This is a genomic window from Vibrio sp. 947, assembly GCF_033339115.1.
Taxonomy (GTDB): Bacteria; Pseudomonadota; Gammaproteobacteria; order Enterobacterales; family Vibrionaceae; genus Vibrio; species Vibrio alginolyticus.
Map to the genome: position 1 here is coordinate 215,984 of NZ_JAWOTX010000001.1, position 13,444 is coordinate 229,427.

Genomic DNA, 13,444 nt, shown 5'->3' on the forward strand with positions numbered 1-13,444 from the left:
TTTCGGCAGTTTGAATATCTATGCTTCCTTGCGACGGGATAAATCCCAGACGAATAAACAAGCGGCGAATATTAGAGGTCGATCACACTTTTGTCTAGTACAAAAACTCTCCATTTTCAATCTGTTATTGACAATATCCCGACAGTAGCGTCGGGATATTGTCGTTATGATAAATTATGATCACTTATGATGAGATACATTCACATTTAGGACGGTTTCAGCCTATTTTCTCAACGAATTGAGCTTAGCTTGAGCAAGGCCAAAAATGGTATCGATTGGATAAGAGCCTTCATCGGCTGGCTCACCAGCAACTTTCCCCGTAAACAATTCGATAGCTTCAGTAACATGGTCAATCGCCCAAATATTAAACTCACCTTTTTCGACTGCTTTCACGATGTCGGAACGAAGCATTAGATTGTGAACATTAGAGCGCGGAATAATGACTCCCTGCCCGTCATGACGACCTTTAATTACACACACATCATAAAAGCCTTCGATCTTTTCGTTTACGCCACCAATAGGCTGAGCTTGACCAAATTGATTCATCGACCCTGTTATCGCAATGTCTTGTCGGTTTGGTTGCTTTGAAAAAGCAGACACAACCGCACATAACTCAGCCATGCTGGCACTATCACCATCAACACCACCATAAGATTGCTCAAAGGTAATGGTTGTCGTTAATGGCACTCGTGCCGTTTTACCAAATACGGAAGATAAGTAGGCAGACAAAATCATTACGCCCTTAGAGTGAATACTGCCCCCCAAATCCACGCTGCGCTCGATATCGATAACATCCCCATCACCGTAACACGTCGTCGCTGTGATGCGATTCGGTGCACCAAACATGTAGTCACTAGTGCTCAATACCGAAAGTGCGTTCACTTGGCCTACGGCTTCTCCTTCGGTGCGAATCAGCGTTGTGCCGTTAATAAAGGTTTCCATTACGTTATCGCGTAATCGGCTTACTCGCATTTCTTGGTTATTGAGCGCCTCTTCAACATGCCCAATACGGATCATGTTGGAGTTGGCTTGACGAGCAACGTAGTTCGACTCTCGAAGCAAGTTGGCGATATTAGCCGAATGTAGAGATAGCTTGGATTGGTCGCCAGACAAACGTGAGCTGTATTCGATGATCCGAGCAATGGCTTTGCGATCGCAATGCAGCATATTGTTGTCATGCACCACGCTAGATATAAAGCGCGCGTAATGCAGCTCAGACTCCGGCGTACGTTTCATTTCGTCTTCGAAATCTGCCGTCACACGGAACAACTCGCTGAACTCTGGATCGTAATGTTGGAGTAATTGGTAAGTTCGGTAATCACCAAACAAGATGATTTTGATATCAAGCGGAATCGGTTCAGGATCGAGTGATACCGCCCCCGTCAATGTGACTTCTTTTTCTAGAGACGTAAAACTCAATTGACGAGCACGCAATGCGCGCTTCAAACCATCCCAAACGTAAGGCTGTTCAAGTACTTTCTGTGCATCCATTAATAGAACGCCGCCATTCGCCTTATGCAAGCTCCCTGCGCGAATCAGCGAGAAGTCGGTAAACACCGTTCCCTTGAAAGTGGCAGTCTCAATCGACCCGAAGAGTGAATGATAGTTGGGATTTTCTTCAACAACGATAGGAAATTCGCTGCTTTTACGGCTTACCAAGACGTTCACTTTATAACGACGTGGCAATTTTTTATCCAAGGATGCCGTCGCAATTTCGCCTTGCTCGCCACTTTGGTCAAGGAAGATATCTGCGTTTTCAACAATATCTTTTTGCAGCTCAGTTAAGTAGGTTTTGATTTCGGAATATTGCGCGTAATCCACTTTGAGTTTTTTGATGAAGTGAGTAATCACATCAAGCGTCACTTCATCATTGAGCTTTTTGATTTTATCGCTGTATGTCTCTTCCCACTCCGTAAGCTCACGAACCATCGAGCGCAATCGCACTTCGAGTTCATCAATAGCATCGCTGAATTGCTCTTGTTCTTTTTTGCTTAGTACATCAAAAGACTCTTCCGTATGAAGCTCATCACCGTTCATGGCGACAAACTGATAATCCCCCTGCGTAGTCAGTGTTAGGCTGATGCCCTTTTCTTTTGCCTCTCGACTAATACGATCCAGCTCGTTTTGTTGCTTAGCTGCCAATTGATTTTTTAATCGCTCAGCGCGGCTAAAGTACATTTCATTGTCGAATGCTAGGGGTAAAGCATTCAATAATTTGCCCATTAAAGCTTCAATATCAACACGTAGCTTATTTCCGATACCACAAGGCAGCTTTAATACCTTTGGTGTACGGGTATCCTCAAAGTTCGCAACGTAACACCAATCAAACAGGGCTGCTGCATCGTGCTGGTGACGATTCAGATAGCGCAAGATCATGGTGCGTTTACCTAGCCCATTCTGACCAATGGCGTAGATGTTATACCCTTTCTCTTTGATGGACATCGCAAACTCGACCGCTTTTTGCGCGCGCTCTTGGCCCACGATTTCATCAATTGGAGGTAACTCCTTGGTCGACTTACATGGCATATTCTCTAGATCTGCTACAGAATATAGCTGCTTAGCTTCCAATCTTAGTATTGCCATATCCACTTCCTTTTTTCTTATTTTCGTTATTTGAGTGTAGAGATTATTTGCTTAATTTTAAGTGATTTACCTTCCACCCTAGATTGATTGGACATTTTATGAACACATAAGTGATATTAACACGCACTTGCAATTGATAATCAATTTCATTTAATATCTAAACAAATCAAATGTTGTGGAGATGGATATGAATATTGAGCAATGCTGGATGCGCTACTTAAAAGCGGAGCAACTGATGGAACAAGGCCATTGGCCAGAAGCTCATCGTTTATATGACGACGTGCTCAACAATCTACCCAACCACATTCATCTAGCGCTAGAAAATGCACAAACTAAACCTTGCCAGTTTGTATGTCTCATTACGGGGCTTAGAGATGCCAGCGTGACGCAATCAGAGATTCTCAACAAACTCGGCTTACAACATGATGCGTTCTCAATACTCAATCAAACTTACGCGCTATTTCAATTTTTGCAGCTAGAGAGCCATGAACTGATTGAGCGCGTAGGTCACCTACTTGGTCAACAGAGCGAAGACTTATTAGCTCACATGGCGGCATTTTGCTCTGCCCAACGTAATGCTCAATGGATGATAGAACTCGAGCACGTAACGCGGGCGCATGAGCAGTTCTTACATTTGCAAGCAATGAGTTCGGCAAAATCTTCGCCTTCTCACCTGTATAATTAATCTAAAGCTCAAGCATTGAGGCCAGCTAGATTTATGCTGTCCATTGCTTGAGTATCATTTGCTTTATCAACCACAAGGATCTGTGATGTCTTCTAAAACCATTCTTTCGGTGAACAACCTATCAGTCAGCTTTACGACAAACGATGGGATCGTCGATGCAGTAAAGAATGTTAGCTTCGATTTAAAAGCAGGCGAGACGCTGTCCATCGTTGGCGAATCTGGCTCTGGCAAGTCAGTATCAACCAATGCACTGATGAAACTATTGCCAGACAACGCTATTTTGCATGAAAGCTCATCCATCATGTTTGAGGGTAGCTCCATCTTGGATAAAACAGAGCGTGAAATGCAAAGTATTCGCGGTGATCGCATTGGCATGATTTTTCAAGAACCGATGACCTCACTAAACCCGTACATGCGGGTGGGTATCCAAGTCGCTGAGGCCATCATGTGTCACCGCCCGGTCGACAGACGAACAGCAAAAGTAAAGGTGTTAGAGCTGTTTGAATTGGTTCATATGCCAAACCCAGAAAAAGCGTACAACAAGTACCCACACGAATTTTCTGGTGGTCAATTGCAACGCATCATGATTGCGATGGCACTGATTAACGAGCCCGATATTTTGATCGCCGACGAGCCTACAACAGCGTTGGATGTCACGGTTCAAGCAGAAGTGTTGCACCTGATTAAAGAAATTCAGGCTCAGATGGGCATGGCAATCCTATTTATTACTCATGACTTAGGCGTCGTAAAACACTTTGCAGACCGTGTCATTGTGATGTGTAAAGGAGAAGTCGTCGAAGAAGGCGAAACGCAAACACTCTTCAAGGACCCAAAGCACGAATACACACGTATGCTAATCAACTCGATTCCTAAAGGCAGTAAGGAGCCTATTAGCGAAAGTGCTACACAGCTGTTAAAGGCCGACGATATACGAGTCAAATTCTTGGTAAAGTCGCATTTTATTGCGAGCAAGAATGAGTACTTCGAAGCGGTAAAAGGCATTTCTCTTGAGCTGAAACAAGGAGAGACCCTCGGGATCGTTGGGGAGTCCGGTTCAGGTAAGTCTACACTCGGCCGAGCTTTGATAGGTCTACTGCCCTCAACTGGCAAAATAGAATATAAAGGCCAAGATATGGCCTTGCTGACAAACAAAGAACGTTTTGAGCTGAAAAAAGACGTTCAGATGGTGTTCCAAGACCCTTATGGTTCGCTTTCTCCTCGTATGACTATCGGCGAGATCATCACTGAAGGATTAACTGTCCACCAGCCAATGTTGAGTAAAAAAGAACGTATGCAGAAAGCACGCGACGTGCTTCGAGAGGTTCGCTTAGATCCCGCGTCCATCAACCGTTATCCGCACGAGTTTTCGGGAGGCCAACGTCAGCGTATTGCTATCGCGCGAGCACTGATCCTTGAACCTTCGTTTATTTTGCTTGATGAGCCGACCTCTGCATTGGACCGCTCGGTTCAACTGACTGTGATTGATCTCCTGAAAGATTTGCAGAAAAAGCATAACATTGGCTACTTGTTTATTAGCCACGATCTATCAGTCGTCAAAGCCCTTTCTGATCGTGTTCTAGTCATGCAAAAGGGCGAGGTCATGGAACAAGGTACAGCCGAAAATATTTTCCAAAACCCTAAAAATGACTACACGAAAAAACTGATAGATGCCTCATTTGATCTTGAAAACAGTGAAAATCAGCACAATGCAGCTTAGGTTCATCACAGTTTCATATTCATAAACTAGGATTAAGAAAAGGTGATGATTTCATCTTGTCTTAAGAATGGCGTAGCTGCCTTTCGGTTTGGCCGCCGAGACTGGTTGGTTCAAGAGTCAGACTTAGTCAACCTGGCTCAAATACTGGCAAACAGTATGAATTGAGTTCCCCCAACCATGAAAAATGCCGCGACACTGTCGCGGCATTTTTTTATTCTCAGAAGTTTCTAACAACTAGGGCATTAAATCGACTCAATACCCATATTATGTAACGTAAATGCATACACGTCTGTGGTGAGGTCAATTTGCTTACTCAGCGGCATTCCTGCACCATGACCGGCATTAACATCAATGCGTATCAATACTGGATTAGCGCCTTGCTGTTTGTCTTGCAGCTCCGCAATAAACTTGTACGAATGTGCTGGAACCACACGATCGTCGTGATCGGCGGTTGTCACCAATGTCGCAGGATATTGCACGTTTTCTTTTACATTGTGAACAGGAGAGTAGCCAAGCAAGTATTGGAACATCGCTTCGCTTTGCGAAGACGTGCCATAGTCATACTTCCAGCCTTCTCCAGACGTAAACGTGTGGTAACGCAGCATATCAAGCACGCCAACCGCAGGCAGCGCGACTTTGAATAGTTCAGGGCGTTGCGTCATACACGCTCCAACTAACAAACCACCATTAGAACCACCGCGAATCGCTAGGCGATCCGAGCTAGTGTAGTCGTTTTCAATCAGGTATTCCGCCGCCGCAATAAAGTCATCAAACACGTTTTGCTTTTGCTGCTGAGTGCCTGCGTTGTGCCAGGCTTTACCGTATTCACCGCCGCCTCGCATGTTGGCGACAGCGTATATACCACCCAACTCTAGCCAGTTGGCTACATTGCCAGAAAACATTGGAGTGAGGCTGATGTTAAAACCGCCGTAACCATACAACATGGTTGGTGCTCTACCATCAAGTGCAATGCCCTTCTTGTATGAAATGATCATCGGAACTTGCGTGCCGTCTTTTGAGGTGTAAAACACCTGTTTTGATTCATACTCATTACGATCGAACGGTGCCTTTGATTCTTGAAACAGTGTCGATTCACCAGACTCAACATCAAATGAGAAGATCGTCGGAGGCGTCACGTAGTTAGTGAATGTGTAATAAAGTGTGGTTTCTTCTTTTTTACCCGCCAGACCATAAGCCGTGCCTTCTCCCGGCAATTGTACATCTCGAATCCACTCACCTTGGTAGTTAAACTGCTGCACTTTAGAAAGCACATCTACCATATAAGTCGCAAACAGATAACCGCCACCTTTGCTGATTTCTAACGGCTGTTCTTGTTCAGCAATCACGTCAGCCCATTGTTCTGTCTGAGTGTTGTAGCTGACAACTTTGCCATTCGGCGCGTCTAGGTTGGTGTAAAGCAGCAAGGTTGCGTCTTGGCTATCAATTAAGTAGGTGTCGCCTTGCGTTGTATCGCGCAGCGTCACAATTGCTTGGGAGTCAGACTGTAAATCGATATAAAACAGACGATTACCCGATGTAGATTCTGCGCCAGAGATAATGAGGAAGCGATCATCTGTCGTCGTCGTACCAGACACATAACGATGAACTTGCGTATCCAACTCACCGAAAATCACTTTATCTTCAGATTGAGGTGTACCAAGTTCATGATAATAAAGCTTGTGATGCTCAGTTCGAGCTGACAACTCGCTGCCTTGCGGCTTATCGTAGCTTGAGTAATAGAAGCCTTTGCTGCCCAGCCAAGAAATCGACGTAAACTTCGCATCAACAATCTCAGGCTCTAACTGTTCTTTGGTTTCCGTATCAATGACAAAGATCTTACGCCAATCACTGCCCCCTTCCGAGATGGAATACGCAACCAAACGGCAGTCTTTAGAGAAGCTGACTTCGCCAAGAGAGGTCGTGCCCTCTTCGGAGAAAGTATTTGGATCAAGGAAAACCTCGGCTTCTCCCTCGCCTTTACGTCGATACAATACGCTTTGGTTTTGCAAACCGTCGTTTTTGTAGAAGTAGGTGTAGTCACCACGTACAAATGGCTGGGAATATTTTTCGTAGTTTTGACTGTTCGCCACTAAGTCACGGATTTGTTGGCGGTACGGTATCTGACCAAGGAAATCGAAGGTGACCGAATTTTGACCCGAAACCCATTGTGCGGTTTCTTCACTTCGATCATCTTCTAACCAGCGATAAGGGTCGGCAATGTCGTGACCAAAATAAGTGTCCACGACAGAATCTTTACGTGTTTTTGGGTAATGCATAACGTCCGTGTTACTCCGTTGTTTTTATTAAGTTGTTTATCTTCAATCGTTTTATTGCGGTGATTACCTTAGAGCACCCAATTTTGATTTCAACGACATTGTTTTAAATCTATGAAGAACCTAGAAATAATGAGATATCGTCAAGTATCGGTCACGAATGTGCTCAATAAGCAGCTTCACTTTGTTCGGTGGTTGACGAGTAAACGGATACACCGCGTAGATACCCAACTTTTTACCTACTAATTCAGGAAAAATATCCACCAGTTGGCCATTGCGAATATCGTGATACACCAAGCAGCGCGGGACGTAAGCAATACCATGGCCGCCCAGAGCGGCTTTACGTAATGCGGTCGCGTTATCAGTAGAAAAGCAGCCCGATACTTTGACGATGTAATTGCCATCTTCTCCTTTAAACTCCCAATCCGTTGCACCTGTGGTTTGGTAAGCGTATTGCAGACAATTGTGCGTGGTGAGATCAATCGGCTCGATCGGTTTCCCATTTTTCGCAATATAAGAAGGTGACGCGCATACCACCCATTGGGAATCGAGAATATGTCGTGCGATCAAACTGGAGTCGGCTAGGTAGCCAGTTCGAATGACTAAGTCGTAACCATCAGCCACTAAATCGACAAAGCGATTATCCAATGACATGTCCACGGTCAGACCCGGATGAAGGTTACAAAATTCGGCAACAGCATCAGCAAGTATCAAATCTCCAGAGATACACGGCACGGACATTTTTATATGACCGCTCACATTCTCTCCAAAGCCTGCAACAGCATCCATAGCCTCCTGAGTGGCCTGCTTCACATTTTTAGCACTGTGGAGTAACACCTTACCTGCCTCGGTCAAGGTTAATTTGCGCGTTGTTCGATATAATAGCTGAGCCCCTATTTCTTCCTCCAACCTCGCCATTCTTTTGCTAACTACCGAATTTGTAAGGTTATTTGCCTCTGCAACCTTACTAAAGCTGCCAAGTTCGATTACTTGAGAAAATAGGATTAAGTCGTCTGCTCTCATACCATTATGTCACTTTTGGAATTAATTATTTTCATTATTTCCCTATATCAACAAAAAATAAAGGAGTAAATTCACGCCAAATTAACAAAACCATTACAACAAAAAGTCACCTCTACAGCGGATTGACACCGTTCGAGAAGTCAGCGTACGAAGGATGTACAAATGAGTGAAACCCTACTTGCCCTAGTGGCATTTTCGCCAATTGTTGTTGCCGCCATCTTATTGGTTGGTCTCAACTGGCCTGCTAAAAAAGCCATGCCTGTTGCGTTCGGTCTAACCGTCGCTATCGCACTTATGTTTTGGGATATGTCAGCCAATCGCGTACTGGCTTCTGTATTCCAAGGGCTAGGCATTACTGTCTCTGTTCTATGGATCGTGTTTGGTGCCATCTTCTTGCTCAACACTTTAAAACACACTGGAGCGATCACCACAATCCGTAATGGATTTACCGATATTTCGGCTGACCGCCGTGTACAAGCCATCATCATTGCTTGGTGCTTTGGCTCGTTCATTGAGGGCGCATCTGGGTTCGGTACCCCGGCAGCAATCGCTGCACCACTACTGGTTGCAATCGGCTTCCCTGCGCTAGCCGCTGTCCTTATGGGCATGATGATTCAGTCTACGCCTGTTTCATTCGGCGCGGTAGGCACGCCTATCATCGTAGGTGTAAACAAAGGTTTAGACACGCATAACATCAGTGAGTCGTTGGCCGCACAAGGTGCAACGTGGGAAATGTACCTGCAAGATATCACAGCTCACGTTGCTGTCATTCACGCAGTCGTAGGTACGATGATCCCGGTATTAATGGCGATGATGTTAACACGTTTCTTCGGCAAGAACAGAAGCTGGAGTGAAGGCCTGGATATTCTACCATTTGCGTTATTCGCTGGTGTCTCTTTCACCGTTCCATACGCGTTAACCGGCGTATTCTTGGGCGCAGAGTTCCCTTCACTTATCGGTGGTTTGGTTGGTCTGTCTATCGTTGTTACCGCAGCGAAAAAAGGCTTCTTAGTACCAAAGACTAAGTGGGATTTCGAAAGCGAAGACAAATGGCCTGCAGAGTGGTTAGGTTCGCTAAAAGTCGATCTAAACGACAATCCGGGCAAGCCAATGAGCATCGTAAAAGCTTGGGTTCCATATGTAATGCTGGCAGTTATTCTCGTCGCAAGCCGCGTTAGCCCTGAGCTGAAAGGCTTTGTACAAAGCGTAAGTTTGTCGTTCAGCAACATTCTTGGTGAGACTGGCGTTAGCGCTGCGATTCAGCCGTTATACCTTCCTGGTGGCATTCTGGTGTTTGTCGCACTACTTGCTGCAATGTTACAAAGCGGCAGCGTAAAGCCATTGCGTGAAGCATTTGGCGAGTCAAGCAAAACACTGATTGGGGCGGGTTTTGTCTTGGTATTTACCATTCCGATGGTTCGTATCTTTATCAACTCAGGCATCAACGGTGCTGACCTAGCAAGTATGCCCGTCACAACCGCAAACTTCGCCTCTGACCTTGTTGGTTCTGCGTTCCCAGCGCTGAGTGCCACCGTTGGTGCACTGGGTGCGTTCATCGCTGGCTCAAACACGGTATCAAATATGATGTTCAGCCAGTTCCAATTCGAAGTGGCACAAACGTTGTCTATTTCGAGTGTGATTGTTGTATCACTCCAGGCCGTCGGTGCTGCTGCAGGTAACATGATTGCGATTCACAACGTTGTTGCCGCATCAGCCACGGTAGGTTTGCTTGGTCGAGAAGGCGCAACATTGCGTAAGACGATTATCCCTACGTTCTACTACATTGTAATGACAGGCATTATTGGATTGGTGCTAATTTATGGCTTCCAAATGACAGATGTCTTAATGAAGTAACGCGAAATGCAGGGTTTACAACCCTGCCTAATTTGACACAGCTGTCTGCACTACTACCCCGACATGTTGATTTAGCTTGCTACATCAATTCCCCCGACAGCTGTGTCACCCTTTCCAGTTTGCATAACTGATTGAGTGATTTAACAAAATTTTTCAACCAATTATGTAAATGGGTTACCAACATCACCGGTTCAAACGTAAGTGAACCATAGGTAACTATACTCATTTTGATGTCTTCACTGCTTTGCGATGAAGGCTCAACGAAAGAGCAAATTGCTCCACAACTTTGCTTAGAATAACCGCTAGGACACCATTATGATTATCTCAGCTTCTACTGACTACCGCGCTGCCGCGAAAGCCAAGCTTCCCCCGTTTCTATTCCATTATATTGATGGCGGCTCTTACGACGAACGCACGCTGAAGCGTAATACTGACGATTTAGGTGATGTCGCTCTTCGCCAACGCGTCCTACGCGATATGACAGATTTGAGCCTCGAAACCGAGATCTTCGGTGAGAAACTGGCAATGCCAATCGCGCTAGCTCCTGTTGGTCTAACTGGTATGTACGCGCGCCGAGGCGAGGTGCAAGCAGCAAAAGCAGCCGAGAAAAAAGGCATCCCATTTACTATGTCGACTGTTTCGGTTTGTCCGATTGAAGAAGTCGCACCTGCAATTGAACGTCCAATGTGGTTCCAGCTTTACGTGCTTAAAGACCGTGGCTTTATGAAAAACGTACTTGAGCGTGCAAAAGCAGCAGGTGTAACAACGCTGGTGTTTACCGTTGATATGCCAGTTCCTGGCGCACGTTACCGTGACATGCACTCAGGTATGAGTGGTCCTAACGCAGCCATGCGTCGTGTATTCCAGGCGATGCGCCACCCAAGCTGGGCGCTGGATGTGGGTCTACTTGGTAAACCGCACGACTTAGGTAACATCTCAACTTATCGTGGCGAACCAACAAAGCTAGAAGATTACATCGGCTGGTTAGGCGCAAACTTCGACCCTTCTATCTCCTGGAAAGATCTTGAGTGGATTCGTGATTTTTGGGATGGTCCAATGGTTATCAAAGGCATTCTGGATGAAGAAGACGCGAAAGATGCGGTACGTTTCGGCGCAGATGGCATTGTGGTATCTAACCATGGTGGCCGTCAGTTAGATGGCGTACTTTCAAGTGCTAAAGCACTACCAAGCATTGCGGATGCGGTAAAAGGTGATCTTAAGATCTTCGTAGACTCTGGTATTCGTACTGGTCTTGATGTCGTTCGTATGCTCGCACTTGGTGCAGACTGTACGCTTCTTGGCCGTTCATTTGTGTACGCATTGGCAGCACAAGGCGGAGCAGGCGTTGAAAACCTACTGGATCTGTACGATAAAGAAATGCGTGTAGCAATGACGCTGACTGGTGCTAAGTCTATCGCGGATCTTTCACGCGATTCGCTAGTGAAAATCCCATAATCTTTGCAATCGAGCAAAACAGAAACGAAAAAACGAGCCAACAGTGGCTCGTTTTTTATTGCTCTTCAACCCGATAATTTGACGAGCAAGCTAGCTAACTTGGTGAACGTACTCGATCACGACTTGGTTTCCGTCGATAAACACGTTACTGATATCGCCATCCACCGTCACACGATTTTGTAAATAAACGGTACCAGATGCAGATAGATCACGCTCCGTCAAAGACGGAATCACCTGACCAGGACGTACATGTAGCTGCTCGCATAGCTGTTTTACAAAACCTAGCGTCAGTGGAGAATTACCACGTAACAAGCCAGAAAACTCGTGTAGACTCAAACCAAGGCGCTTCGCCATTTCCATTTGAGTGATGTGCATTTTGGCTTTTTGTGACATCCAGATGTCGTAGAGCGCGTTTCGATCCAGCTCTGTAAATTCCATATCTGCCTCCGCTAATTCAAGAGTCAATACACTCTCACACTTACTTAAGATAAATGTTAGCGATAAGTCAGAGAAGTTATAATTGATCGTCCAAATATCAACCCTCAATCATTGGTAGCGTACCTCTGAACATGCATGAGGCGGTCGCTCAGCAAAACGTAAAGGTAACTCTCTTGTCATTGGAAGGAAAAGTCCATCTCGGCGGTTTAGACATAAGTAAATGATTTAAAGGAAATCACTGGGGTGAAGGAGTAATATCTGCTACCTTTCCTTCCATGGTTCACTAGAAATAAGTTACATATGCCACAGTGGTTTACCGAATTACAAAGCTACATTGAAACGTCTCATCAAAATTGGAGTGGAAGCGTCCTTTTCATTACGCTCGCTAGCTTTATAGCTTGGATAGCTTGGCGGCTGATTCGCTCTCGCCTCGCTGCGCTCGTAGAGAAAACGCCCTTCCACTGGGATGACATGTTGCTTGATGCGCTAAAAGCGCCAGTCAGTACACTCATTTGGTGTTGGCCTGCAACCGTCTCTATCGGCATCATATTAGAGAGCGAGCTCAACGATAAAATAAACTGGTTAAGTACGCTGAAACTGATTTTAATCATCAGCATCTTCGTATGGACCGTTATGCGGCTCATTACCAATGTTGAAGAGCATGTTCTCGAACAAAAGAACCGAGATGAAACAACAGTACAAGCGATAGCTAAGGTCGCGCGCCTGTTCTTTATTACCGTCGGAATTCTAACCGTAATGCAGGCATTTGGTCTGTCACTATCGGGCCTACTTACCTTCGGTGGTGTTGGTGGTTTGATCGTCGGTTTAGCGGCGAAGGATTTGCTGTCTAACTTTTTTGGAGGTCTTATGATCTACTTCGATCGTCCATTTAAAGTTGGCGATTGGATCCGTTCTCCAGACCGACAAATAGAGGGGACGGTAGAACGCATTGGCTGGCGTATGACCATTATCCGAACTTTCGATAAGCGTCCACTGTATGTGCCAAACTCAGTGTTTAGCAGCATTGTCGTAGAAAACCCATCTCGCATGCTGAACCGACGTATCTACGAAAAAATTGGACTTCGTTACGACGATGCTGAAAAAATGCCGCAAATTATCACCGCGGTAAAAGAAATGCTGAAAAATCACAAAGACATTGATGCACGCCAAACACTTATCGTCAACTTCGATACATTCGGTCCATCATCATTGCACTTCTTTATCTATACCTTTACTAAAACCGTGAATTGGGTGAGATACCATGAGGTTAAGCAGGACATACTGCTTAAGGTAATCAACATCATTAAAGAACACGATGCAGATATCGCGTTCCCTACTCAGACGCTTAAGCTTGATCCTATACAAATGGTAAAAGCGGAAGAGCAAGAAGATCACGGCTTCTAGTTCTCACCAATA

General features: G+C 45.4%; 9 protein-coding genes. 5 read left to right on the forward strand and 4 right to left on the reverse strand.

All coding sequences use genetic code 11. The annotated features are described in order from the left end of the window. Positions 1-222: 222 nt before the first annotated feature. On the reverse strand, positions 223-2,583 hold the full coding sequence (locus R7Q39_RS00940) for an ATP-binding protein (RefSeq protein WP_318075664.1): 2,361 nt from the start codon (positions 2,581-2,583) through the stop codon (positions 223-225). A 187-nt stretch (positions 2,584-2,770) separates the two neighbouring features. Here R7Q39_RS00940 and R7Q39_RS00945 point away from each other — a divergent pair, with 187 nt between their 5' ends. Then, positions 2,771-3,268, forward strand: a complete 498-nt coding sequence (locus tag R7Q39_RS00945; RefSeq protein WP_005375116.1) for a hypothetical protein — start codon at positions 2,771-2,773, stop codon at positions 3,266-3,268. A gap of 85 nt (positions 3,269-3,353) precedes the next feature. Beyond that, positions 3,354-4,985, forward strand: coding sequence for an ABC transporter ATP-binding protein (locus tag R7Q39_RS00950; RefSeq protein WP_130545767.1), 1,632 nt, complete (start codon positions 3,354-3,356; stop codon positions 4,983-4,985). A 242-nt stretch (positions 4,986-5,227) separates the two neighbouring features. Here the strand turns inward: R7Q39_RS00950 and R7Q39_RS00955 are convergent, their stop codons facing one another. After that, positions 5,228-7,261, reverse strand: a complete 2,034-nt coding sequence (locus tag R7Q39_RS00955) for a prolyl oligopeptidase family serine peptidase (protein WP_025768573.1) — start codon at positions 7,259-7,261, stop codon at positions 5,228-5,230. Positions 7,262-7,381: 120 nt separating this feature from the next. Further along, positions 7,382-8,281, reverse strand: a complete 900-nt coding sequence (locus tag R7Q39_RS00960; RefSeq protein ID WP_005375112.1) for a LysR family transcriptional regulator — start codon at positions 8,279-8,281, stop codon at positions 7,382-7,384. 162 nt (positions 8,282-8,443) lie between these two features. Between R7Q39_RS00960 and R7Q39_RS00965 the strand changes: the two genes are divergently transcribed. Together R7Q39_RS00965 and lldD are read left to right on the forward strand one after the other, a co-directional pair. Further along, complete coding sequence (locus tag R7Q39_RS00965; RefSeq protein WP_005375111.1) at positions 8,444-10,135, forward strand: L-lactate permease; 1,692 nt, start codon at positions 8,444-8,446, stop codon at positions 10,133-10,135. 315 nt (positions 10,136-10,450) lie between these two features. Continuing rightward, positions 10,451-11,590, forward strand: a complete 1,140-nt coding sequence (lldD, locus tag R7Q39_RS00970) for an FMN-dependent L-lactate dehydrogenase LldD (protein WP_005383962.1) — start codon at positions 10,451-10,453, stop codon at positions 11,588-11,590. 90 nt (positions 11,591-11,680) lie between these two features. Here lldD and R7Q39_RS00975 read toward each other — a convergent pair whose 3' ends face one another. Beyond that, a complete protein-coding gene (locus tag R7Q39_RS00975) occupies positions 11,681-12,028 on the reverse strand; it encodes a helix-turn-helix domain-containing protein (protein ID WP_005375109.1) in 348 nt (115 codons plus the stop codon). Positions 12,029-12,328: 300 nt separating this feature from the next. Between R7Q39_RS00975 and R7Q39_RS00980 the strand changes: the two genes are divergently transcribed. Next, the gene (locus R7Q39_RS00980) at positions 12,329-13,432 is read left to right on the forward strand and encodes a mechanosensitive ion channel family protein (protein ID WP_005375107.1); all 1,104 of its coding nucleotides are present in this window, start codon (positions 12,329-12,331) and stop codon (positions 13,430-13,432) included. The last annotated feature ends 12 nt before the right edge of the window (positions 13,433-13,444 follow it).

What these genes read in the sequence shown, in the direction of transcription:
- R7Q39_RS00940 (WP_318075664.1), bottom strand. Translation starts at nt 2,583, where the DNA reads ATGGCAATACTAAGATTGGAAGCTAAGCAGCTATATTCTGTAGCAGAT.
- R7Q39_RS00945 (WP_005375116.1), top strand. Translation starts at nt 2,771, where the DNA reads ATGAATATTGAGCAATGCTGGATGCGCTACTTAAAAGCGGAGCAACTG.
- R7Q39_RS00950 (WP_130545767.1), top strand. Translation starts at nt 3,354, where the DNA reads ATGTCTTCTAAAACCATTCTTTCGGTGAACAACCTATCAGTCAGCTTT.
- R7Q39_RS00955 (WP_025768573.1), bottom strand. Translation starts at nt 7,261, where the DNA reads ATGCATTACCCAAAAACACGTAAAGATTCTGTCGTGGACACTTATTTT.
- R7Q39_RS00960 (WP_005375112.1), bottom strand. Translation starts at nt 8,281, where the DNA reads ATGAGAGCAGACGACTTAATCCTATTTTCTCAAGTAATCGAACTTGGC.
- R7Q39_RS00965 (WP_005375111.1), top strand. Translation starts at nt 8,444, where the DNA reads ATGAGTGAAACCCTACTTGCCCTAGTGGCATTTTCGCCAATTGTTGTT.
- lldD (WP_005383962.1), top strand. Translation starts at nt 10,451, where the DNA reads ATGATTATCTCAGCTTCTACTGACTACCGCGCTGCCGCGAAAGCCAAG.
- R7Q39_RS00975 (WP_005375109.1), bottom strand. Translation starts at nt 12,028, where the DNA reads ATGGAATTTACAGAGCTGGATCGAAACGCGCTCTACGACATCTGGATG.
- R7Q39_RS00980 (WP_005375107.1), top strand. Translation starts at nt 12,329, where the DNA reads ATGCCACAGTGGTTTACCGAATTACAAAGCTACATTGAAACGTCTCAT.